The organism is Acinetobacter pseudolwoffii (assembly GCF_002803605.1).
Lineage (GTDB): Bacteria > Pseudomonadota > Gammaproteobacteria > Pseudomonadales > Moraxellaceae > Acinetobacter > Acinetobacter pseudolwoffii.
Genome location: NZ_PHRG01000005.1, coordinates 158,255 through 181,844, shown reverse-complemented (window position 1 = coordinate 181,844; position 23,590 = coordinate 158,255). Strand labels below are relative to the sequence as shown.

General features: G+C 42.2%; 18 protein-coding genes and 1 pseudogene. 5 read left to right on the top strand and 14 right to left on the bottom strand.

All coding sequences use genetic code 11. The features are described from left to right. Positions 1 to 108: 108 nt before the first annotated feature. The 7 genes from gltS to CWI32_RS11230 form a co-directional block, all read right to left on the bottom strand. Positions 109 to 1,332, bottom strand: coding sequence for a sodium/glutamate symporter (gene gltS, locus CWI32_RS11260; RefSeq protein WP_005097189.1), 1,224 nt, complete (start codon positions 1,330 to 1,332; stop codon positions 109 to 111). A 124-nt stretch (positions 1,333 to 1,456) separates the two neighbouring features. Beyond that, a complete protein-coding gene (locus CWI32_RS11255; protein ID WP_100535315.1) occupies positions 1,457 to 1,678 on the bottom strand; it encodes a hypothetical protein in 222 nt (73 codons plus the stop codon). A 139-nt stretch (positions 1,679 to 1,817) separates the two neighbouring features. Next, positions 1,818 to 3,503: an ATP-dependent nuclease gene (locus tag CWI32_RS11250; RefSeq protein ID WP_100535314.1), complete on the bottom strand. Its 1,686-nt coding sequence runs from the start codon at positions 3,501 to 3,503 to the stop codon at positions 1,818 to 1,820. A gap of 59 nt (positions 3,504 to 3,562) precedes the next feature. Continuing rightward, complete coding sequence (locus tag CWI32_RS11245) at positions 3,563 to 6,202, bottom strand: bifunctional aconitate hydratase 2/2-methylisocitrate dehydratase (RefSeq protein WP_100535313.1); 2,640 nt, start codon at positions 6,200 to 6,202, stop codon at positions 3,563 to 3,565. Between the two features lie 297 nt (positions 6,203 to 6,499). Then, positions 6,500 to 6,769 carry a hypothetical protein gene (locus tag CWI32_RS11240; RefSeq protein WP_005097192.1) on the bottom strand — a complete coding sequence of 90 codons (270 nt, stop codon included), beginning with the start codon at positions 6,767 to 6,769 and terminating at the stop codon, positions 6,500 to 6,502. Between the two features lie 218 nt (positions 6,770 to 6,987). Beyond that, positions 6,988 to 7,347 carry a hypothetical protein gene (locus CWI32_RS11235; RefSeq protein ID WP_100535312.1) on the bottom strand — a complete coding sequence of 120 codons (360 nt, stop codon included), beginning with the start codon at positions 7,345 to 7,347 and terminating at the stop codon, positions 6,988 to 6,990. A 113-nt stretch (positions 7,348 to 7,460) separates the two neighbouring features. After that, complete coding sequence (locus tag CWI32_RS11230; RefSeq protein ID WP_100535311.1) at positions 7,461 to 7,895, bottom strand: I78 family peptidase inhibitor; 435 nt, start codon at positions 7,893 to 7,895, stop codon at positions 7,461 to 7,463. Positions 7,896 to 8,245: 350 nt separating this feature from the next. Between CWI32_RS11230 and xseA the strand changes: the two are divergent. After that, positions 8,246 to 9,509, top strand: a pseudogene (gene xseA, locus CWI32_RS11225) (exodeoxyribonuclease VII large subunit). Beyond that, entirely contained in the window at positions 9,499 to 9,693 is a 195-nt protein-coding gene (xseB, locus tag CWI32_RS11220) for an exodeoxyribonuclease VII small subunit (protein WP_005170556.1), read from the top strand. Before xseA ends, xseB begins: the two are co-directional and overlap by 11 nt. 88 nt (positions 9,694 to 9,781) lie before the next feature. Here xseB and CWI32_RS11215 read toward each other — a convergent pair whose 3' ends face one another. From CWI32_RS11215 to CWI32_RS11200, 4 genes are all read right to left on the bottom strand, one after another. After that, positions 9,782 to 9,985 (bottom strand): hypothetical protein, encoded by a 204-nt coding sequence (locus CWI32_RS11215; protein WP_005097198.1) that lies wholly within the window; start codon positions 9,983 to 9,985, stop codon positions 9,782 to 9,784. A 313-nt stretch (positions 9,986 to 10,298) separates the two neighbouring features. After that, positions 10,299 to 10,499, bottom strand: a complete 201-nt coding sequence (locus CWI32_RS11210; protein WP_005097200.1) for a hypothetical protein — start codon at positions 10,497 to 10,499, stop codon at positions 10,299 to 10,301. 335 nt (positions 10,500 to 10,834) lie between these two features. Continuing rightward, the gene (locus CWI32_RS11205) at positions 10,835 to 15,358 is read right to left on the bottom strand and encodes a translocation/assembly module TamB domain-containing protein (RefSeq protein ID WP_100535310.1); all 4,524 of its coding nucleotides are present in this window, start codon (positions 15,356 to 15,358) and stop codon (positions 10,835 to 10,837) included. A 36-nt stretch (positions 15,359 to 15,394) separates the two neighbouring features. Continuing rightward, positions 15,395 to 18,151 carry an autotransporter assembly complex protein TamA gene (locus CWI32_RS11200; protein WP_100535309.1) on the bottom strand — a complete coding sequence of 919 codons (2,757 nt, stop codon included), beginning with the start codon at positions 18,149 to 18,151 and terminating at the stop codon, positions 15,395 to 15,397. A gap of 174 nt (positions 18,152 to 18,325) precedes the next feature. On the opposite strand from CWI32_RS11200, the gene CWI32_RS11195 reads away from it, so the two are divergent. Both CWI32_RS11195 and coq7 read left to right on the top strand, forming a co-directional pair. Beyond that, entirely contained in the window at positions 18,326 to 19,645 is a 1,320-nt protein-coding gene (locus CWI32_RS11195) for an MFS transporter (protein ID WP_100535308.1), read from the top strand. 3 nt (positions 19,646 to 19,648) lie between these two features. Further along, positions 19,649 to 20,284: a 2-polyprenyl-3-methyl-6-methoxy-1,4-benzoquinone monooxygenase gene (coq7, locus tag CWI32_RS11190; RefSeq protein ID WP_100535307.1), complete on the top strand. Its 636-nt coding sequence runs from the start codon at positions 19,649 to 19,651 to the stop codon at positions 20,282 to 20,284. Positions 20,285 to 20,426: 142 nt separating this feature from the next. Here coq7 and CWI32_RS11185 read toward each other — a convergent pair whose 3' ends face one another. Next, positions 20,427 to 21,128: a DUF1003 domain-containing protein gene (locus CWI32_RS11185; protein ID WP_100535306.1), complete on the bottom strand. Its 702-nt coding sequence runs from the start codon at positions 21,126 to 21,128 to the stop codon at positions 20,427 to 20,429. A gap of 277 nt (positions 21,129 to 21,405) precedes the next feature. On the opposite strand from CWI32_RS11185, the gene CWI32_RS11180 reads away from it, so the two are divergent. Next, the gene (locus tag CWI32_RS11180) at positions 21,406 to 22,107 is read left to right on the top strand and encodes a VIT1/CCC1 transporter family protein (RefSeq protein WP_005097209.1); all 702 of its coding nucleotides are present in this window, start codon (positions 21,406 to 21,408) and stop codon (positions 22,105 to 22,107) included. 597 nt (positions 22,108 to 22,704) lie between these two features. Here CWI32_RS11180 and CWI32_RS11175 read toward each other — a convergent pair. Then, positions 22,705 to 23,142, bottom strand: coding sequence for a 2-amino-4-hydroxy-6-hydroxymethyldihydropteridine diphosphokinase (locus CWI32_RS11175; RefSeq protein WP_100535305.1), 438 nt, complete (start codon positions 23,140 to 23,142; stop codon positions 22,705 to 22,707). Beyond that, the gene (folB, locus tag CWI32_RS11170; protein ID WP_004645388.1) at positions 23,099 to 23,479 is read right to left on the bottom strand and encodes a dihydroneopterin aldolase; all 381 of its coding nucleotides are present in this window, start codon (positions 23,477 to 23,479) and stop codon (positions 23,099 to 23,101) included. The genes CWI32_RS11175 and folB overlap by 44 nt, the downstream gene beginning before the upstream one ends. Positions 23,480 to 23,590: the final 111 nt, after the last annotated feature.

Here is a 23,590-nt window from a genome sequence, read left to right as displayed (position 1 = left end):
CTCAGTTTGAGATGAGCCTCTTACAGTATATGGGCTTGACCTATATACGACTAGCCCCTAACCATGGGGCTTTTTATTGCATGTATGATTTTAAAAACGTATTAACATTTAGCCGAAAAATGCAATGATGCTTTGGATCACCACAGCATTCACAATATCAATAAAAAATGCACCACACAGCGGTACAATTAAAAAAGCTTTATGTGATGGACCATAGCTATTGGTCACCGCCTGAATATTGGCAATCGCTGTCGGTGTTGCCCCCATACCAAAACCACAATGCCCTGCCACTAATACTGCTGCATCGTAATTTTTGCCCATAATTCTAAAGGTCACAATTGCGGTAAATAAAATCAATACCGCTGTCTGCGCCAATAAAATGGTAATGAGCGGACCTGCCAAATCGGCCAGTAACCAGAGTTGTAGTGATAGTAAAGCCATAGATAAATACAGGGATAAAGACGCATTGCCAAATACATCGATTGCACGGTCGAAGATATCGACTTTCAGCACATGCTCCAAGACATTACGCACAATCACACCTGTGCCTAAAGCCCATACAAAAGTGGGCAATTCAAACCATCTTCCCTGACTGAAGTCTGTCATCTGATTGGCGACAAAAATACACAGGGCAAACATCCCCAAAGTCGACACGGCATTACTGGATGTAATCAATCGGGTTTTCTTTGGATATTCAAAGGGCGCAGTGTTGATGTGCGATTCGAGCTGCTGTTCATTAGTCTCTTGCGCTACTGTTTCAGCCAGTTGGTTGCGTTTAATCAGGAACTTGGCAACTGGACCGCCCACAAGTCCACCAATAATCAAGCCAAAGGTAGCACTTGCCATACCAAGGACAACTGCTCCCTGGATCGCATATTGAGTTTCCAGAACCTCGCCCCAGGCACCGGCGGTACCATGACCACCCGTTAAGGTGACGGAACCGACAATCAAGCCAATCAGTGGATCAAGTCCAAGCGCTGTGGCTAAACTCATACCGACAGCATTTTGCACGACTACAAATAAAATGACACAGACCAAGAAGGTCAGGAGCGATTTTCCACCTTCTTTCAGTTTCAAAAAGTCTGCACTTAAGCCAACAGAAGTAAAGAACATCAGCATCAGGATGGTTTGAATTTGTGCGTCAAATGTGGCACTGATATTAAACAATTTATAGAGAATAAAGGCCGTAATCGCTGCGACTAAACCACCGATTACAGGTTCAGGTAAGTTATAGTTCCTAAAGAAGCTAATTTTACTAACAAGATACCGCCCAATAAAAAGAAAAAAAACAGCAATTACCAGAGTGCCAAAGGCATCTATTTCATAAGTCATAACATTCCCTATTGGCTTTATTTTCATACAGTTTTAGGAAAGAGGTATGAAAAATCAACCACAGAAATGTAATGCAAGTTATTGTTTCTAATAATTGTTTAATTTATAGCCTGAATAGATGCAATTAACGGGATGGAATATCATAAACCCAGTTGCGCGCTTGCTGATCTGTGGTGCTTTCACAGACATAGTAGTCATGATCCCAAGCGTCAGGATGGAAAATTTCCTTTTTTGTGTAAGTCACATTTTTAGACTTTTCGACACAGACAAAGTTATCGCCTTGGTCTTTAACTTGCGTTCCATTGAGGAAACCACCAATACATAAAAATCGGGATTGTTTGGGCATTACTACATCAACTTGCTAAATCATTTTTCAATGTAAAGATTAAACGATGATTGAGTTTAGTTGTAAGGTCTAGTTAATGATTACTTACCAATTGATCGCAATTTAAACTAAAAAATCATTTACTGGGCTTAGCATTTCTTCATTTTATAAATTTTCGCTCTAGTTGGAGAATAAGATTATCTATATATTCATGATTACAATCATAAATATTTTCGTATACACCATACTGACTAACTTGTGCAGTTATATGCTTCTTAAGTGTAGTTAAAATGGAATCTGTGACAACTTTACCCTGAGCTTCTAATACGCTTTTCAAAGCAGTACTCCACTTACTATTATCTTTACTAAATTTGGTGTTCTTAAGGTCAATCCCAAATTCCTGATCTACTTTATTTGAATAAAATTCAATTTTAAATAAATTTTCAATTTCTGTTTCTTTTTTTCCCTTCGCCATTAAATAGCTATAAGAATTATTATTTAACTCAGTAGAATCGAGTAGTTTTGGTATGATTGATTTTGAGGCCTCATCGTTATCCACAATAACAAAACATGAGCAAAGCATATCTTGATAATGTTTAAGTTCATAATTTAATTTACTCACACCACCCAAAAATTTAATTATTAAATCACCATCTTTCATTATTTTTGATAGTTTTTGACTCCTCTCGGTTATAAGTTTTTTAATAATAATACTGTCACATTCACCTTCAACAATAATAACTTTACGTGCATGCTCCAAATTATCAGAAGTTCTAACACCCAAGCAATCACGAATTTCTTGAATTTTCTTAACTGATTTTACTTTATTATTCGATACTAAAATATTATTAGATAGCTCATCTCTGTCAACAAACACTGGATTATGTGTTGATATAACTAACTGGTTTACTATAGACAGCTCTTCAACAGCCACTTTCAAACTGTGCATTGCTGAAGGATGTAAATGTGATTCTGGTTCTTCAATAGCAATAATAGATGCCCCATTATGAATTCTATTTCTATCTTTCAACAAACCGATAGCTGCTAGGCTTTTCACTCCATCACCTTTATATTTAATATCGGTTTGATCACCATCATCAACCTCAATAACATAATCTTTTCTTAATCTATATCTTCTAGCTGAATCAGAGATTCTTAATTGTACTGATTTAATATTTGGCAAAAATTTATGTAAAGAATCTTTAATAGTATTTGCAACTTTATCTAATACAGGTTTTTGTAAATTTTCGATTACAGCTAATGCTTGTTTAAAATCTTCATCACTTTCTAATTTTGCTAATTCCTCTTCGACCATTTCATTAATTACATCTAAAGCTTCTTGTTCAGTTCTTACCGCTGGTATATATGTAAATTGAATTTTTTCAGCAATGTATTTTGCGATTTTCTCTGATTTTTCAGATAAAGAACTACTTCCACGTTTTGGTACAAGAATTTCACCTACATTATTTTGATCAAATGAAATCTGTATACATAAATCACCATTGATTCTACTTCTTATTACTTTATAAAAATCTAGTCTTTCATCTTCATTTAGCTCAAAATTTAATATAAATAATGTATTTTTAGCGCGTGGCTTATTTTGAAGAGAAATTGGAAAGTCCCTATACCAGTCATAATTATTTCTCTGTTTAAAACGTACACTTCCTAAACTTTTATAAGATAATCCATGAAACTTTAAAGTATCCATTGCTAACTTCAAAGCAAGTAAAACAGTAGTTTTACCCTCATTATTTTTACCAACTAGGACGGACTGATCTTTTAAATTAATTTCTCCTCCATCCGTAATACTTCTGAAATTTTTAATCGTAAATTTTGTTAGTTTCATAGAAAAAGCCCCACCTAAGTGGAGCTTTTATAAACTACTTTAATTTATTTTTCAATAAATTAAGTCAACTGAGCAGCAGCAATTTTCTTCGTATCAACATTCGCAGCAGCGTTAGTATATTCGCTCATCTTGTCGAAGCTTAAGTATTGATAGATGTCAGCTGACATACTGTCAATTTGAGCTGCATATTGTTGGTATTCTTCTGGAGTTGGTAATTTACCCAATACAGCAGCAACAGATGCAAGTTCAGCAGAAGCCAAGTAAACGTTAGCACCCTGACCTAGACGGTTCGGGAAGTTACGTGTAGACGTCGATACACAAGTTGTGTTCGGAGCTACACGTGCCTGGTTACCCATACATAATGAACAACCTGGCATTTCAGTACGCGCGCCAGCTTTACCATAAATGTTATAGAAACCTTCTTCCATCAACTGATGTTCGTCCATACGCGTTGGCGGAGCAATCCACAAACGAGTTGACAATGCACCACCTGGAACTTTCTCTAACAATTTACCAGTCGCACGGAAGTGACCAATGTTTGTCATACAAGAACCAACGAATACTTCGTCAATTTTCACGCCTTGAACGTCAGAAAGAAGTTTTGCATCATCTGGATCGTTCGGGCAGCAAAGAACAGGTTCTTTAATGTCAGCTAGATCGATTTCATACACTTTCGTGTATTCAGCATCCGCATCAGCTTTAAGAAGTGATGGATTCGCTAACCATTTTTCCATGTTCTCAACACGACGAGCCATCGTACGCGCATCGCCATAACCTTCAGAAATCATCCACTTAAGCATAGTGATGTTTGAACGAAGGTATTCAGCAACTTTCTCTTCAGAAAGCGTGATCGAACAACCAGCAGCTGAACGTTCAGCAGAAGCATCAGACAATTCGAATGCTTGCTCAACAGTCAGGTCAGTTTCCATTTCTGTCAAATCGATCTCAAGGATACGACCAGAGAAGATGTTTTTCTTACCTTTCTTCTCTACAGTTAAGTCACCCGCTTGAATTGCGTAGTAAGGAATTGCATGTACCAGGTCACGTAGCGTGATACCAGGCTGCATTTTACCTTTGAACTTCACAAGTACAGATTCAGGCATATCAAGTGGCATAACACCAGTTGCTGCAGCAAAAGCTACTAGACCAGAACCCGCCGGGAACGAAATACCGATTGGGAAACGAGTATGCGAGTCACCACCAGTACCCACAGTATCCGGAAGAAGCATACGGTTTAACCAAGAGTGGATAATACCGTCACCTGGACGTAAAGACACACCACCACGGTTCATGATGAAATCAGGAAGCGAGTGTTGCATTTGAACGTCAACTGGCTTTGGATACGCAGCGGTATGACAGAAAGACTGCATAACAAGGTCAGCAGAGAAACCTAGGCAAGCCAAGTCTTTCAATTCGTCACGCGTCATTGGGCCAGTGGTATCTTGCGAACCAACAGTGGTCATCTTAGGTTCACAGTAAGTACCTGGAAGTACGCCTTGACCTTCAGGAAGACCACAAGCGCGACCAACCATTTTCTGTGCTTGAGTGAAGCCTTTGCCAGTTGCAGCAGGTTGAACCGGAGTACGGAACAACGTAGATACTGGAAGACCTAAAGCTTCACGTGCTTTAGTGGTCAAACCACGACCAACGATCAGGTTAATACGACCGCCAGCACGAACTTCGTCTAGAAGTACAGGTGTTTTAAGATCAGCTTCAGCAATTACAGCACCGTCTTTAGATGCAGAAACTTTCGCAGCAGCATGATCGATTTTAAGAACGATTTCATCGCCCATGTTCATGTTGCCAACATCGATCTCGATCGGTAATGCACCCGCATCTTCCATCGTGTTGAAGAAAATTGGCGCAATTTTAGAACCTAGGCAGTAACCACCGTCTTTTTTGTTCGGGATATGAGCAATGTCATCACCAAAGAACCAAAGCACAGAGTTGGTTGCAGATTTACGAGATGAACCTGTACCAACAACGTCACCTACGTAAGCAACCTGGTTGCCTTTCGCGATCAATTCTTTGATTTGGTTTAATGGACCCACTTCACCAGGAACTTCCGGCTTGATTCCGTCACGTACGTTTTTCAACATTGCATTTGCGTGCAATGGAATGTCCGGGCGGCTCCAAGCATCTTGTGCAGGTGACAAGTCATCAGTGTTGGTTTCGCCAGTGACTTTGAAAACTGTCAGTTTGATTTCTTCAGGAACGTCTGGACGTGAAGTAAACCATTCAGCATCAGCCCAAGACTGCATAACAGCTTGTGCATTTGCATTACCCGCTTTTGCTTTATCAGCGACATCGTGGAATGCATCAAATACAAGAAGCGTTTTCTTAAGCGCTTCAGCAGCAAGCTCAGAAAGTTCAGCGTTGTCTAAAAGTTCAACTAAAGGCGCTACGTTATAACCACCAAGCATAGTACCTAGCAAGTAAACCGCACGTTCTTTAGAAACAAGTGGAGAGGTTGCTTCGCCTTTTGCCAATGCAGCCAAGAACGCAGCTTTTACATATGCAGCTTGGTCAACACCTGCTGGTACACGGTTTTCAAGCAAATCTACCAAGTATGCTTCTTCACCAGCTGGCGGGTTAACTAGTAGTTCAACTAATGCAGCGGTTTGGGCATCGTCAAGTGGCTTCGGTGGGACTCCGAGTGCGGCACGTTCTTCAACGTGTTGGCGGTAAGCTTCTAGCACAGTGTTATTCCTCTTTTTTAAAAAATTACTTATGAATTCCTGCTTATTCCAAGCTTCACAAATAATATGGACTCCGAAATTTTACTAAATTTCCAGTTAAAAGTTAATGCAACTCAAGTGTTTCTTTGTGATGCTCGTTATTTTATAACTAAATGATGCTCTTAATGATTATTCAATAATCACTTTTAGATCAGATCTCAAGAAACAAGCCTATGAGCAGGCCCTTTTAACTGAATTTAATGCATAAAAAAGGCAACCATGATGTTGCCTGATTTGAAGTTAAAAAGATACTCCACCTTAGTGTACAGTGGTCGAGTTTAAATATTGCTGATATGAATCCCGGCAGCCTTTGAATTTCACCACACATTCATCTTCACACATCGTGCTGTGATTATTGCTGGCAAAGGAAATATCCACCTGATACAGCTTTTTTTCTTGTTCTAGCACCTTCTTTAAAAATACTTTGTCGCCTACGCTCAGGACATAGCGACTACCAGCAATAATGACTACACCATGTTCATCTTCTAAGAGCAGATCAGAATGATGTAAATATCTGACGACTTGCATATTGTGTTACTCCTCGGGTAATTGGAGTTAAATTCATTATTCAATATAAAGATAAGTATTTCTATATTTTAGATTTAGAAATTGTCACAAAGTGTACATTTCGCTTAGGCTATTTCTATTATTCATTAGATGTTTTTTTGTCTTTTATTCGGGTTGATAGTTTTTTTTAAAAGAGATGCTGCATTATGCCCGATTCAGCCATTAAAAAAAACCGTTCCCTAGAACGGTTTGTAATCTGGTAATTCATCATGCGGCGTGGCAATACATTTTTCAGTAAACTCAGCGCGGACTTTTTCACGGGCTGCTTTTACATCTGCCTTAATCTCTTCGGCTGGAAGTGCGTAGACTTCATCAATAATGTTCAGAATAAAACCTTTGGTGGTTTCATCATCGATCTTGTTGGCATGCTCGATTGCTTTTTCTTTCTCAATCGCGTTCTGACGATCCAGCATAATGGTACGCGCCGCATTACCGACACTTCGACAATAACCTTGCCACTGCTCTTCAGGGGTTAAGGGTTTCTTCTCGGCACAACCGGCCAGCGCCAGCATAAACGATAAAGCCAATAACTTTTTCATGAATTTCTCCTTCCGAGGGGCAATATAAAAGATCGGGGAAGATTTGTCATTTCAAAATGCCAGTTGTATGGAATTAAAAAAAGCCCACTCATGGGCTTTTTCATTTTGTGTGATTAACCGCATGAAGCCTGGATAATCTTTTTGCTTGCAGGATCTACGGTTACAGTCACCCGTTCTTCGCGATAATCCATCGTCACCGCTTGACCCGGCTCGACCATACGTACAATTTGTGCCTTGGTTTTCTGCTTGATTTGCGCTTCAGTCAAATTGGACTGACCCACCAATGCTGCCGCCTGATCAGCAATACATTTAGGTTGATTCATGTGCAGTAATTCCCACTCCTCGACCACCTGACCATTTTTTAAATGGCAATATCCGACCTGACCATTGCTTTCAGTACGAATCTCAAGCTTGCCACCCTGATTGACACAATAAGCGCTTGCAGGATTCGCTGAACCTATTTTAGGAGCTTCCGTCTCAGATTGCGGCGTGGTGGTACATGCACTTAGAGCGACAGCCAGCAAACCGAACAGCATTGTTTTTTTCATGAGAGCCTATTCTTCTTCAATAATTCTTCACCAATTTAGCATATTTCCTTGTCCTTGCCAGGCACAAGTCTGTGTACATTGTTAATCAAATACCTTCAATAAGGTTTAATAATAAAAGTATTGCTAAATTCAGTATTGCTATCTTGCCAACTATTTGATTGATGAAGATAGAGATGCAGGGAATCTGTTTAAATTGAAACGAATACGAATTTAACGTTCTCAATGAAGTGATTCTTCATTCCATCATCAACACAATGTCATTACATAAAGTTTAAGTGACTGCATTTTTAGATTTGTGATCTTGAGCAGATTGATTTACTATTTGATTGAATTTTAAACTTTATACTGGCATGACAGACGATCTCCAACTCTCCCTCAAGGAATATCTTGCGACAGTTCAGGAAGCGGTCAAACTCACTTTCGATACGCCGGTATGGGTCAAAGCTGAGATTCGCAACCTTAGTACCAAAGCAGGTCATTATTATCTGGAACTGGCAGAAAAAGAGGCTGATAGCGATCAGGTCATTGCCAGTTGCCGAGCCACCATCTGGAAATTTAGCGCCCAGAAAATTGTCACTCAATTTGAACGTGAAAGCGGGATTGAATTAAGTCGTGATCTCAAAGTTCTGATTAAAGTCCAAGCCAATTTTGATCCACAATATGGTTTTTCTTTAAATATCGTCGAGATTGACTCGGGTTATACCTTGGGTGATATTGCCCGGCGTTATCAGCAGATTATTGACAGGCTAAGCGCTGATTCAGCGTAATAGAAACCTGCCCAGCCCTTTTGATTTGAACCGAATTTTAGTGATTGCTCCCGAAAACGCAGCAGGTCTCGGAGATTTCAGAAAAGATGCCGATGCACTACATCGTGCGCAAGTTTGCGAGTTTATCTATCACACTGCGACTTTTCAGGGAAATTCTGCCCCGCAAAGCATTATGCAGAGTCTGGCACAAGCTCTGAAACAATGGGCGAAAACCTATGACACTGCGCCAGATTTAATCGTCATTATTCGGGGTGGCGGAGCAGTCAATGATCTGGCTTATTTAAATGATTATGATCTGGCTGCCCTGCTCTGTAAACGCTCGGTTCCGATTTGGGTGGGCATCGGACATGAAAAAGACCACACCATTCTGGATGAGATTGCGCATCGCTCCTTTGATACTCCGAGTAAAGTCATCGCCGGAATTCGCAATCATATAGTCGAACTCACACAAGATGTCTTGAATTATTTACAGCGGATTCAGCGTTTATCTCAACAGCAAATTCAGGCCTACCAAAATCAGAATGATCAATTCTTAAAACTCATTCAAAGTCTGGCCAACAGCCAAATTATGGATGCCCTGCAACGTCTGCAACAGATCAAGGCCAATACCTCCAGTCTGGCTCAGCAACATACCCAACTAATCAATCAGCAGCTAGATGCCCTGATGCGGGAAACGCTATTGCAAAACCCACGACATGTTTTATCGAAAGGTTATGCCATCGTACGTCAGCAAGAACATGTGGTGGGTTCTATCAACCAGATTCAGCCCAGCGATCCGGTTCAGGTAGAACTGCAGGATGGCATTTTTTCAGCACAACTTATACAGGTACTTCCCCATGACTCATGATACTTTAAGCTTCCAGCAAGGCTATGACATCTTGAAAAAGAATGCGGAATTGCTCGAATCTCAGCAAGAACCGGACATTGATAATCTGATGAAAATCGTGGAAGAATCCATGAGCGCCTATAAAGCCTGCAAGGCACGTGTTGAAGCGGTGCAAAGTGCGCTAAATGACACATTTAAAGATTAGTGATTGAATGACTCTAGTTGAGTAGCTTAGGCTATTTAAGCATCTTTATATCATAAAAAACCCTCAAAAAATGAGGGCTTTTTTCAATTTAATTTACGCTATGAATATCCAGTTCCTCATTACTTGCCAATACGACAGAGGCTAAAATTGGCACCCCCAGAATAAAGGGTACAGCGAAGATCCATAAAACCACAGTCACTTCTGGATCAAAGAAAAATTGAATCGAAAGCGCAGTCAAAATAAGTACAGCGAATAGAATCATTGCAAAACGGATTATAAATTTAGTCGCCATGCGAACATACTCTGATGAGTGAAATTGTACTTTCAATATACACCTAATTTTATTAAGGCTTTATTGATTTTCAATTTATTATGATCTGATTTGATTGATTTTTTATATTTTAGCGCTGATTTATTGCTTCATTCATTTTTCTTAAGGATGTAACAGAAACATAATTTCAGCCATATTTCACAACTTTTTTGCAGCCCATTGCGCTTAAATTCTGATATTCATTGCTTCTACAGGTGTATACCCAAAGCACTGTACTTCATGACAAAGAAAATCACGAACATAAAAAGCCCAATATTGAATTGGACTTTTTTCTTTACTCTTCAACTTCTATGGGATTACCATCTTCAGGGCGAATATGCCGCGTGCCATCATCTGCAGGATCAACACTTGAACCATCTTTGGTAATCGTGTTGTACAGCTCATCCTCTTTCTTATCATCGATAAACTCTTCATCTTCGAAATCTTGAGGCTCATTGTCATCATCGAAGTTTAACGGCTTTTCTTCATCTATCATGGCGATCCATCACTTCTATAACCCAGAAAATATCATGCTCAAACATTTGATCGTTTCATTCAAGGGTCAAGCATGATCATTTGTGTAACCGGGTCTATATTGCGGTTTTCAAGCCAGATACATATCAATAGATACTAGCGTTCTTTGATAAGTCATTTTTTAATCATTATAAATAAAATACCCTCATCCTCTTGCGAAGCAGTGCTTCTCATCCCAGAAGGATGAGGGTATTTTCAGCATCTATTTAAATATGAATAAATTGAACATTTTTTGATCAATTAAAGATATCTAATGAAATCTAGCAATCATTTAAAAATATTTATCTGTCCTTATGATTAGAAACGCCAGTTATAGAACAAGTCAATTGCACGTTCTAAGGACTGACTCGCTTCCAAGTAAAGACGCTGATTCACCTGATAACGTAAAGTCAGCTTGTTCACCGGGGTAAACACCCCAACACCATAACGAAGATATAAATCAGGGGTAATATAGCCGGTCACCGACACCTGGGTATCATCCCCTGTTCCTTGTGCATCTAGTGCCAAACCACTCAAGCCAAACGTCCGTCCAATCTGGTTGGTGAGCGCGCGGGTTCCACCCAGGCCCAGACTGATACCTGCTGCGGCAATGGTATTATTCACATCAGATCTGAATCCTTCAGCCTGACTTAAACCGGATGCACCTTCGTTGATACGACCAGTAATCAAGGCATTTAAAGCTTCCTGCTCTGACAAGCCAGCATCATTATAAATCTGAATATTTGAACTTGAAGCAGTGCCCGTCACCCGTACCCCGACCGTACTTCCCTGAACCGACTTATTGGCATCAACATCCAGCGTCGGATTGGTCAACTCACCATTAAAACGGGCAATGGCACGGTTCAGATCCAGACTCTGACCATAAGCTTCGATTTTCACCCGCTGTGATACCCCGATCGCACCATTGGCACGCATCGCAGTTTCCAGACCCCGCTGTGACAGATTGACCCGGCCCAATAGCGGAATACGGCTATCAAAGCCCTGAAATATCACTTGATTACCCAGAGAAACCGCCACATCAGCCCGAATATCCCAAGGACGGGCCGATTTGAGAATAGCCAGCTGGTCATCACCTTCACGCACCACACGTACATCTGAAGAAAGTCCGACCACAGGTTCTGAGGCTTCAGGCATAGAAATTAGTGCACGTGGCACATCAACCGTACCACTTAGACTCAGCTTTTTATTGAATGGATACATGTCCAAGGTTAAATCGGGCGTAACCACGGCAGTAATTAAAGGTGCCTGACGAATCAGCAGATTTTCACCTTGCAGTTTTAACTGTACTCGCGGATCACCTTTCCAGTCGACTGAACCGGTCAATTTACCCACGCCACGACCACTGTTAAATGCACCATTAATACTGGCAGAATTCTGACGTATCGATGAATACAACTGCACATTGGTCAGATTCACCGGCAAGGAGATCATGCTGATCGAAGCATCTTTGACTCGAACCTCACCTTCCAGCAAAGGATCAGTTAAGGTTCCACTCACTTTTCCGGCATAGGACAAGGTGCCATCCAGATTACGGATGTCCTGAATAAAGGGTTTAAAGACTTTAAGCTGCACCTGATTAAAGGCAATTTCGCCACGCATCGGTTTACTGTCCCGATATGGATCAATAATGACATTGGCATACCCTGTCCCGATATCCGGAGTTTTTACATCCAGTCGAACTTGTAAGCCTTCTGCGACACTTTTTGCCACCAGACCCACTTCATCATATTTTAGGGTAGAACCTAAATAATCCGGGTCTTCCGAAGATAAGCCGACCACACCACTTCGGGTGACCAGACGCGCATCGATTTTTGGTTTAGCACCTTGCGCCCAGGCTGCCTTGGCATAACCGTTCACTTTACCGGTCAATGCCAGCCCTTCAGGCAGGAATGCACTGAAATCATCCAGATCCAGGTTTTGGGTCACAAAGGATACGCTGCCACGGGTTTTATTGACCCGAATCGGTTGATCAAAACACAACTGGCTTTGCTGACTCATCCAGCAATGTGCACCGACAAACAGATCAGACTGGGCCGCATTATAAATCACTGCCGCATTTTGACGCTGTACTAAATGAGCACGCAAAGAGTCAAAATCACCTTTTTGAATCTGACCCAGCCAGTTATTTTGTGCATTAAAGCCACCGGCCAGCTGCACAAAGAATTTTGACAGTTTATTTTCTGCCTGAACTTTAAGGATATGCGCCGCACGAGTACCGGCAAGTGATATTTCCCCGCGTACAATTTCCCGTGAACCGCTACGCAAGCGATCCATTGTCGCGGTCAATAAAGTTGGTGTGCTTTGCGATGTTGGCAACTGTCCGCGGACACGAATTTTTTGCACACTCATCAGGTTTTTAAAGGCAAAATTATCAATCGAAAGATTTGCCGAAGCCTGCAAACGTGGCTGCGCCTGCATATTGATATAGCCCTGTGCACGACCTCTTAAGCCCGGATATAACTCATACAATGCTGGTGCGTTGACTTTGAGTTGCAGATTCTGCGCATTGCCAGTGGCCTGAATCTGGTTGCTGGCATAAGACAGGAACAGGTTATTGGCTTCAAACTGCTCTGGGACAAAACCACGCTGATTTGAATTAATAATGACTGATAAATTACCTGTGCCTCGTACCGGCTTGTTATTTAACATACCGGCCAGATTCAAACGCTGGATCTGAATGCGTTTTAAGGCATCTGACCAAACCCCTTGGGTTTTTACATTGCCCGACAACTCGCCTTTCAGGTTGGCATTAAAATATTGCGGCTTAAAGCGGATTAATGAAGCGTTAATATCCCAGCCAATACCATTTGCCAGATTCACCAGACCATTGGCATTAATCTTGCCAGCGATACCATCATGACGCAATTCATTGACTCTCAATACTTCTGGTGTACCTGAAACACGCAGTTTCAGGATTCCCTGACTGGCTTGCAACTGACTGGCATTTAAAGCCCCATCATAATTGACTGCATAGCCTCTAAAACCACCGCCGGCTTTTTCATTATGGAATAATAAAGCAATGGTACTGTTACCGGTCAGACGTACTGTTTCGTTCTGTTCTGCCAGGCGCCCAGTCAGGTCTACATTAGACAGTTTAATAATCTGCTGATTGGGTTGTGCATAGCCATTGGCCTTGATCTGGCCATTTAAACGGTCTATCGGTGAAGCCGCAGCCAGACTTCGGGTATTTAAGTCCTTGGCGTTTAATAATGCAGTCCATTTCAACTGGCGTTTTTCTTGTGGCAGTTCAATTCGCGCATGACCGCTTAAGCTACCTGCCTGTGCATTGGCGCTATAATTGAAGCTCGGCACATTTAGAATATTATTTTTCAGATCCAGTTTGGCCTGATACATGCCTGCTGGCAGAAGACCTTGTTCGTGCTGTTCGACTTTGGTTGCCACATGAATATTCTGCTGGCCTTCGACCAGTGCCAGTTTCACATCGCCAGACTGACTGCTGAGCCAGCCGACATAGGGTACGGCGCGGTCGATATTTTGCCAGGCAACATCCAGAAGAATCGGTTGTGCTTTATTGTCTTTAACCGGATTCTGATCCAGTTTGATATTCCAAGTTTCATAACGGTCAAAATCTACCAGCGCCGTCAGATGCAGGCCATTTTCCAGATTGCCTTTTGAGGCAATATTGCCATCCAGGCTAGGTGGTAAAAAGTCTTGTACGACTTGCGGGATACGTTCATGCTTAGGATCAATTCCGTTTAATCGTCCGTTCAGATCCCAGCTTACCTGTTCGTTCCAGCCCACTGTCCCGGCAAGGCTAACCGCACCTTTCATCAGCTGGCCATTCAGATCGGTAATATTGAGCTGATTGACCAGATCGGTATACATCACCGCGTTATACTGGCCTTGTGGAATATTTTCACCGATCAGGTCGGTACGGACGTTCAAGTCCAGACGATCGATATCTCCATTGAACTCGGCAATCCCGTCTTTCGTAAACAGTTTCTGCTCAGTCAGAATCGGCCAGTTATAATCCTTAAATTTTAACTCGCCACGCATCGGCACCTGGGGCCGCATTGGATGTACGATGGCCCAACCGGTTAATAAATCGGGTGTATTGGTCGCTACGCCTGCCTGAATCGTATCCAGCGTGCCACGCGCCCGAACCTGAATATCATGAATATTCAAGCTGTCTCTTAAAGAAGGCAGATTGACGATTGCGCGGGCATCCAGTGGATATTTGCCTTCAAACTGCATTTTACCCGTCGCTTCACGCACCGAGAGATAACCCATATCCATGCGGGAATCTTCAAAGTTTAATTCGGTACCAGACCAGAGCGCATCATTTAATTCGATATTATAAAAATCAACTGCCGTGGTTTGGGTTTTAATCACCAGATGATCAAGCAGCAGATGATCGACGCGCAGCACAAAAGGCAAACGGATGGCATTGAACTTGAAAGGTTCGCTGCTAGACGGAGTTTTATTAATAATTTGCAGGTTACGGACATCTGCTTCATTCAGATGAATTTCTTTTTTGATGATCGCCCGCCAGCCCAGTTTTACATCAGCACGATCAATTTTGACATCGACCGGTTTCAGGCTGACCAGCACATTTTTAAGAATAATTCCACGCCATAAATTTCCGCCTTCATATTCATAATGAATAATTTGCTGGCGTTGTAATACCTGATCTAGCAGGAACTTACTGCCCTGATTGGTCGAAAACAGCAGCGCCAGCACAGAGAGCAGGAAAATGAGTGAGAAAAGTACCGACAACAGGATACTTCTCAATATACGGCGCTTTTTCGGCACAACGCTATCTTGTGGTTGTTGTTCTGGCTGTGGTTGGTTCTCGACCATGATGTACCCAAATAACTATTTTAAAAAAATGATGTTTTATAACTGCGAACCAATAAAGAAATGCAGACGAATTGGGTGATTGTCATCAGACAATCCAGTCGCCACATCGATACGAATCGGTCCAATCGGTGAGGCCCAACGTATCCCCACACCCGCACCATATTCGGTCGGATTACTGAACTCTTTATTATAAGCATTTCCGGCATCTGCAAAAACCGCAGCACGCCAGCCTTCCCTAAACTGATAGTTATACTCTAAGGAAGCAACCCCTAAGGCCTGACCACCGACTTTAAAGCCTTCAATTTCCGGAGAAAGACTCTTGTAATCAAAACCACGAATGCTCTGGTCACCACCGGTGAAATATCTCAGGTTATACGGCACTTTGGCAAAATCTTCAGTGAAGATATAACCGGCATCGGCACGTCCAACAAACTGATGATCTGCATTTTCACCCAATGAATAGATAAAACGCCAGCCTGCATTTACAATCGCCATATCTGCATCAGACAATAACACCTCACTACCCAGCTCGACTTTGTAGGTCTGCTTGAAACCCTTGGTCGGATTGACCCGACGATCGGTATCGGTACGTGAAACTTCATAACCGACCAGTAACGACTGCTGTTCATCTTCGGTATTAAAGCGAAACGCTTCCGGAATCTGGTTAAAATCAACAGAACCATTCTGCTTCAAGCGATCCAGACGGTAACGCGCTCCAAAAGTACGCTGCCAGTTACCCAGCGGGTTTTTAATAATCCGGTCTACACCCAGCACTGCCGATTCAATTTGCAGACCTTCACCTTGAGCCACGCCATCACGTTCTTCGCGCTCATAACCACCGACAATACTGACATAATCATTCAGCGGATGGTGATAAGGAATGTTATAACGACCATCGATGGACTGCCGGATACCGGACAACTCGAGGTTGGCATCAAAAGAATGTCCGCGCTTATTTACAATGGCGCGGCGGTACTGACCACGTAGACGGATATTGGTATCTGTTCCATAACCCAGACCCAGTTCAGCACTGTTTAAACGGTCTGCATTTAAAGTCACAATCACTGGAACTTTCTTCTCTTCCCGCGCTTGTGCCTTTAAACGCTCCTGCTCATTTTCTTTGGTCTGCTGCTCGACCCGCAAGCTTCTTAAATTTGGATTTTCCTGATCGCGGCTACCGGCAAACTGGTCTTCATCGACGACATTTTGAGTGACTTCTTTAGCAGATGCCACTGAGCGATCAGGCTGTGTCGCAGTCGCCTGATCTTCAGAAAGTTTCTGTTCTTCTATCAGGCTTTGAATATCCGGTGCCAGCTCCAGCTCCCTGTCAACCGGATCAGGGCGAATTGCATCCACCAGGGTATAGTTAAAATAGCGCGAGTTGGTCAGGTTATTGGCCAGGCTATTCACTCGCCAGAAGGTATAGTCTGCACCATCTTTCCAGGTGACCAGACTTTCGAGTACATCACGATCCAGCGGAAATTCCTTTTCAGGATCACTCATTCTAAACTCGACATTGCCCAACTTGTAACGCTCGCCTGTCTCGAAACGTAAATTTACATCGGCCGTATTTTGTGGCTGTGCAATCTTGACATCATGCAAGCGCCAGTATGAATCAAAATAACCGTTGTTATTGGCGGCAGTATTAATCCGTTGTTTGGTCTGTTCATAATTGCCGTGATTGAAAATATCGCCCTCTTCCTGCTCAGGCAAAAGACTGATGACCTGGAATTGCGGCTGTTCCGCACCCGCTCCGCTAAATTCCAGATTTTGTGTAGTGATCAGCACAGGTTCATTCGGGGTGACAAAAACCCGAACGCGACTATCAGAGATTTTTTCAAACCTGAACTGGGCATTGTAATAACCGACTGCCTGTGCCGCCTGTCGGGACAAGGTTCGCAGTTGTGGCAAAGCGGAATTAAAGTCGCCAAAAGACTCCTGGGTAAAACTGGACAGTTTGGCTTTGACATTATTTCTTAAATTCAGATAGCCTTCAGGCTCAGCTCTACGATTCAGCATACCATTGCTTTGCGCAATACCTTCGCCGTTCATAATCACCACATCCGCACTAATTCGCGGAACTCTCGCGGTCATGATCTGACGTGGCGGACGGATTTTATAAAATAGTCGTTTAAAAATATTGGGACGTTTCTCATCTTCAGCAACAAGTGGCCCCGTTACTTCTGGCAAAGTCATGCCGGCTTCATTATTTTGTACAATAATCTGGCTGTCTGCCTGAATCGATTGCATCAACTGGTCGACATTTACAGGTGCCTGATTGATTTCAAGTAACTCTTGCTGACTGATATCTGCTACGACTGTTTCAGCGGTCTGGGTATTGCGATAATTTTGTGCTTCCTGCTTGGCTTGCTCGGCCTCACGATAAATTTCATTCGCCATGTTCTGGTCAATGGACTGGATCGGCAGCTCTTCCAGATCATCGAACTGGATCGGTGTAAATACGTCCAGACCGGAGCCTGCATTTTGCTGTTGCTCCAGCATCAACATGCTGTCGACAGATGCTTCCGGCTGTATCGCTTCTTCAATTTTTTCGGTGGCTTCATTTTCAGATGTGACCAGTCCCTGTCGCATCGCTTCTTTGGACAGTTCATCTACCATTTCTGCCTGAGAAATGGCCACAGGTGTTTCAGGCTGTTCGGTTTGTGCCATGCTCTGATGGGATAACATCATAAAAAAAATGCTCATACACAGCTGTGTCCCACTCTGAAGTGGTATAAGCGACCCCATACTGCGATGAAGCATCGTTTTTTTAAATTTTTTCTTTGCAGGCATGGCAAACTCGAAACGAATACATTCTTTAATTGATTATTTGACCGAAAAATATAAGCTAAAGAGCTTAATTGATTGGTTTTTACCTTTACATGGCTGAAAGTATCTTACATGATTTTTCTCAATGTTTACGCATAACTGACATTTCTTAATAAAACTTAATGTAGCACGCTCTATATGAACAAAAATGAACATTTGTTAGCTTCTCGGCGCTTTTTACCGATGTTTCTGACGCAGTTTTTTGGTGCATTAAACGATAATGTATTTAAACAAGCGTTACTCCTAGTCATCACCTACGGCTGGATTCAGCAACAATCGGCCAGCATCAGCACCTTGAATAATCTGGCTGCTTTGCTGTTTATCCTGCCTTATTTTATTTTTTCAGCCACCGCCGGACAAATTGCCGATAAATACGAACGTTCACAGCTGATTCGCTATTTAAAGATTCTGGAAATTGTGATTATGTTGTTGGGAACGGTGGGTTTCCTGCTTGGCAACCTCTGGATTCTGTTATTTGCCTTGTTCCTGATGGGAACCCAGTCCACCTTCTTTGGCCCAATCAAATATGCCATTTTACCGGAAGTGCTAAAACCCAATGAGCTGATGTCTGGCAATGCCCTGTTTCAGTCCGGAACATCGCTGGCAATTTTATTCGGTATGATTCTGGGTGGTGCGGTCATTGCTGCATCTTCTGGTAATCTGATCTGGATCAGTTTAACAGTCGTTGTGATCGCCCTGATTGGTTATGGATCGAGTCGTTATATTCTCAAACAGAATATCCCTGCGCCAGAACTGCAAATTGACTGGAATTTTTTCCGTACCAGCTTGCAAACATTAAAATATGCCCAGGGTTTGCCATTAGTCTTTACCATTTTATTGGGCAACTCATGGTACTGGTTTTACGGCGCAACCTATCTGACTCAAATCCCTCAACTGACCTTGCAAAATCTGCATGCCTCTGAAAATGTTGCCAGCCTGCTCTTAACTTTCTTTTCTGTCGGAATCGGGCTAGGTTCATATTTATGCCGTAAAATTGGCGGCAGCAAGGTCAATATCAAGATGGTGCCTTTTGGCGCAATCGGTCTGGTGATCTTTGCCCTATATCTGGCCGCGAGTCTGGCCTTTGTTCCAGCACGTACCGGTGAATTAATCGGTCTGGCTGATGTGTTTCAGCAAGGCTGGAGTTATTACCATGTGATGCTGGCAGTGACCTTACTCGGGATTAGTGGCGGTTTTTATATCGTACCGCTTTATGCCATGATGCAGGCGCATTCTCCCCGCTCACATCGTGCGCGTGTGGTTGCAGCAAATAACATTCTGAATGCCGTTTTCATGGTATCTTCTGCTATATTTTCGATTATTATTTTAAGTATTTTAGAGCTTGATCTTAAAGTACTTTTTTGTATTACCGCAGTGTTGAGCGGCCTGTTTACCCTATGGCTGCTTTTCCGACTCAAACCCATGATCAAAACCGCGAAAACACCCTTGGAGGATTAATTCATGCGTCAATATACAGGTGTCGACAAGCTGATTCATTCTTTTGATCAGGCATTACGCAGTCTCGTCCCGGGCACGACATCGGCACAACGTGAAAATCCAGCCCAACCGGTAGAAACACAATTGACGGTGAGCGATGCCCGTCATGTGGCAGGTTTGATGCGGGTCAATCATAGTGGTGAAGTGTGTGCACAGGCGCTCTATCATGGTCAGGCCATGACGGCAAAACTTCCGAATGTGCGTCGTGAAATGGAACAGGCAGCGATTGAGGAGCAGGATCATCTGGCCTGGTGTGAAGACCGCTTGAAAGAACTGGATAGCCATACCAGTCTGCTCAATCCGGTCTGGTACGGCCTGTCCTTTGGTATGGGCGCGCTGGCCGGAATTGCCGGTGATAAATACAGTCTGGGTTTTGTCGCAGAAACTGAACGTCAGGTGAGCATGCATTTGCAGCATCATATCAGTCAGTTGCCGCTGCAAGATGAGCGTTCTCGCCGTATTCTGGAACAGATGAACGAAGATGAGCTGCATCATCGGGATACAGCGTTGAAGGCAGGCGGTGTAGATCTGCCTGCTCCGGTCAAAATCACCATGACAGCTATTTCCAAACTCATGACCAAGACCAGTTATTTTATTTAAAAAGATCGATCCGATCTCAGCCCACGCATTGTGGGCTTTTTAATGTGTCTCAAATTTTGATCTAAATTTATTCGCTAAAGATATGCGATCATCCTTTATTTACAATCCATATAAAATATGAGAAATACCACAGCTTTTCATTTCAATACTTCTTGCTCATTTCCGAGAGTAAATCTAGCTGGATTTCCTGTATTTGCGCCAACCGTTCCCATTGATGCATTAATAGATGATCGAGTTTTTCATGTAAATGCTGAATTTCCAGTTCAGCTTTTAAATTAATCTGATAATCATTTTGCGAACGTAAGCGGTCTTTTGCTTCCTGTCTGTTCTGGCTCATCATAATAATAGGTGCTTGAATCGCCGCAAGACACGAAAGGATTAAATTCAACAGAATAAATGGATAAGGATCAGCAGGTCGTGTCACCATCACCACAGTATTTATCATAATCCACAGACCCAAGAAAATTGCAAAACAAATCAAAAAGGTCCAGCTTCCACCAAAAGTTGCAATTTTATCGGCGAGCCTTTCTCCCAAGGTCCACTTTTGCTCTAAGGTCGTTTCCACATTTTTGGTGATCAGTTCATGCTGATGCATGCTATCAATCACTTCAAACTCAAGATCTGTGACCTCACCCTTTTCCAAACTTAATAATGAATGTACATACTGCATGCGATAGCGGGTTAGATCTGTCTGACAAATATAATCTTGCGGCGTCCAGACTGGAATATCCTTGCCAATCTCTTCAGTAATGACTTTTCTGACCGTTCCCATCGGAGTAAGATCTTTCAGAAGAAAGTGCTTGCCGCACACCAAACATTTATGGCTCTCATTTTTTTCTTTCATGATAATTCTCTTTTTAAACCAGCTCACTCAGCTATAATTTTTATATAATTGTTTTTATTAAATAAGTTTGATCCCTTGGATATCAATTATATATCAAGTCCGTCTGGTCTTTTGAATAAATGAATTTCACCTCGGTTTTATTTTGGATTGATAAAATACTTAACCAAGCGCACTATGATCTGATCATTCAAGGTAATTTTCAGATCGATTCAATCCTACTATCTATACATGACTTAAATTTACTATAATCATAATGATAATAAAAAAGGGCTTCATTGTGCGCCATTCATACCATCTTGAAAAACATTATATCGAACGTGCGGGCTGGCTTCGTGCAGCTGTACTGGGGGCAAATGACGGGATTATTTCGGTCACCAGTCTGGTGGTGGGTATCGCAGCCAGTGGAGCATCCACTGAAATTTTATTGGTGACCTGTGTTGCCGGATTGATTTCTGGCGCCGCATCAATGGCGGCCGGTGAATATATTTCAGTAAAATCCCAGCAAGATATTGAAACCAATGATCTACTCATGGAAGAGCGCGAACTGCAACGCCATCCCACCCATGAATTAAATGAGCTCAAAACGATTTATATACAACGAGGTCTGGAACCCGCTTTGGCACAACAGGTCGCTGAACAGTTGACCGACCATAATGCCTTGGATGCCCATGCCCGGGATGAAATTGGTATTTCAGCACATACCTCGGCTCAGCCCTTTCTCGCTGCATTTTCTTCGGCTATGGCATTTACGGTAGGTTCATTATTTCCTTTAATTTCAATCATGATTCTACCGGAACACTATCTGGATAAAGGCGTCATGCTGATTGGCGTTTTAAGTTTGGGGATGATGGGTGCACTGGCGAGCTATGCCGGTGGAGTGAGCGTCTGGAGAGGTGCAGTTCGGGTGATGCTCTGGGGAATTATCGCCATGTTATTCAGTGCGTGGATCGGATCATTATTTAATGTGTCTGTTGCCTAAATATGGGTTTATTTTTTAGTTAAATACAGAATAGGATTGAGCGGTTCTTCTATTAACATCACTGAAAAATGTTTTTTCGAAAAACTAACGGCTCTAACAAAACTTGAGTTTATTTTAATTTACGTTCAGTTTTAATTTAGACGCTTAAACCTTAAGATCTATGTCTGAGAGGTATTGTTATGGAAACTACGATCATTCTTGCCATCTTGGCGATCATTATCGTATTGCTGATCATTTTTTATAACAAGAAAAAGTGAAATAGCGATGATTCATTTCTTGCTACTTTGAGGTTTTTTATCGAGCTTAAAATAAATTCCAGAGCTTTAAATCAATCAAATATTAATTCCCTGTCGGAAAACCATGAAATCCCCATTGGATCACATAAAGGATCCCAAGGATTAAAATCACCGAAACCACAATTTCCAATATTTTCATTTTTAAATGATTCCTAAACTCCACCTGAGCCATCTTATCTGAATTTTTCTTTTCATATAAAAACAAAAAACTGCATCATAAAAAAGCCTGATATTGCTTGATCAGGCTGGTTAATTATTCTTACTGGATAAATTGTATTAGCAGAAAATCATGTGATTCGATTTAAATCAGCTGTTCAACTGTTGGGAAACTATGTGATCCATGTTCAAACATGGCATCATGCCAGATATCAAACATGGGCACTTTCACATCCAGAGCCAAAGGCAATTTTTTTTCATTAAACTGCATATGTCCAAGATCCGGGCCCCAGGCAATTAAATCAACATCCAAAGTAATCTGATGTGATGGACGTGCTCGCCCTGATGCCTGTTCCAGCTGTTTAAGCAACTCAATCATGTCTTCACTAGATACCGAACTTCGCAATAAACACGCTGCATTCCAGTAATCGGCGCCGATGCCATCACGGCAAGGAATCATATAAATGGGAGAAAACTGAACTTCCCCCCATTCGGAAATACGTTGCTGTGCAGCTTGAAAATGTTGCTGAGGATGACAATTACTCGCTAATGCTAGGGCGAAAATCGTTTCGGTGGCGTTCAAGACGTATCCCTACAGAATTGGCTTGCGCGATAATGGCAGGCTTACGGATCGTAATATTAATCGATTCAATTGCTGTAAAGGTAGTAAAAAGTGCATTCAGCACTAACTTTGCTGCATGTTCAATCAATTCAGGCTTGGCGTCTTGAATGACTTTGCTGGAAATCTCACAAATTTCTGCATAATTCAGCGTATCTGCAAGTGCATCTGAGTTTGATGCCTGTTCTAAATCGGTTTGAATGGTCAAATCCAGCATTAGAGGCTGAATAATTTGACGCTCCCAGTTAAAGCAGCCCACGACTGTCTCAACCTTTAAACCTTCAATAATAATGGCGTCCATTAGATTGCTCGAGAATTTAATACTGACCACATCCCTCTCAAGCTCCTCTTCAAAGGGAGGAGCTTTTAAAGTCCCCCTTTAAAAAAAGGGGGATTTAGGGGGATTTTTCCA

Bases quoted from the DNA above. Each gene is read 5' to 3' on its own strand.
- gltS (WP_005097189.1), bottom strand. From the start codon at position 1,332: ATGACTTATGAAATAGATGCCTTTGGCACTCTGGTAATTGCTGTTTTT.
- CWI32_RS11255 (WP_100535315.1), bottom strand. From the start codon at position 1,678: ATGCCCAAACAATCCCGATTTTTATGTATTGGTGGTTTCCTCAATGGA.
- CWI32_RS11250 (WP_100535314.1), bottom strand. From the start codon at position 3,503: ATGAAACTAACAAAATTTACGATTAAAAATTTCAGAAGTATTACGGAT.
- CWI32_RS11240 (WP_005097192.1), bottom strand. From the start codon at position 6,769: ATGCAAGTCGTCAGATATTTACATCATTCTGATCTGCTCTTAGAAGAT.
- CWI32_RS11235 (WP_100535312.1), bottom strand. From the start codon at position 7,347: ATGAAAAAGTTATTGGCTTTATCGTTTATGCTGGCGCTGGCCGGTTGT.
- CWI32_RS11230 (WP_100535311.1), bottom strand. From the start codon at position 7,895: ATGAAAAAAACAATGCTGTTCGGTTTGCTGGCTGTCGCTCTAAGTGCA.
- xseB (WP_005170556.1), top strand. From the start codon at position 9,499: ATGACTCATGATACTTTAAGCTTCCAGCAAGGCTATGACATCTTGAAA.
- CWI32_RS11215 (WP_005097198.1), bottom strand. From the start codon at position 9,985: ATGGCGACTAAATTTATAATCCGTTTTGCAATGATTCTATTCGCTGTA.
- CWI32_RS11210 (WP_005097200.1), bottom strand. From the start codon at position 10,499: ATGATAGATGAAGAAAAGCCGTTAAACTTCGATGATGACAATGAGCCT.
- CWI32_RS11205 (WP_100535310.1), bottom strand. From the start codon at position 15,358: ATGGTCGAGAACCAACCACAGCCAGAACAACAACCACAAGATAGCGTT.
- CWI32_RS11200 (WP_100535309.1), bottom strand. From the start codon at position 18,151: ATGCCTGCAAAGAAAAAATTTAAAAAAACGATGCTTCATCGCAGTATG.
- CWI32_RS11195 (WP_100535308.1), top strand. From the start codon at position 18,326: ATGAACAAAAATGAACATTTGTTAGCTTCTCGGCGCTTTTTACCGATG.
- coq7 (WP_100535307.1), top strand. From the start codon at position 19,649: ATGCGTCAATATACAGGTGTCGACAAGCTGATTCATTCTTTTGATCAG.
- CWI32_RS11185 (WP_100535306.1), bottom strand. From the start codon at position 21,128: ATGAAAGAAAAAAATGAGAGCCATAAATGTTTGGTGTGCGGCAAGCAC.
- folB (WP_004645388.1), bottom strand. From the start codon at position 23,479: ATGGACGCCATTATTATTGAAGGTTTAAAGGTTGAGACAGTCGTGGGC.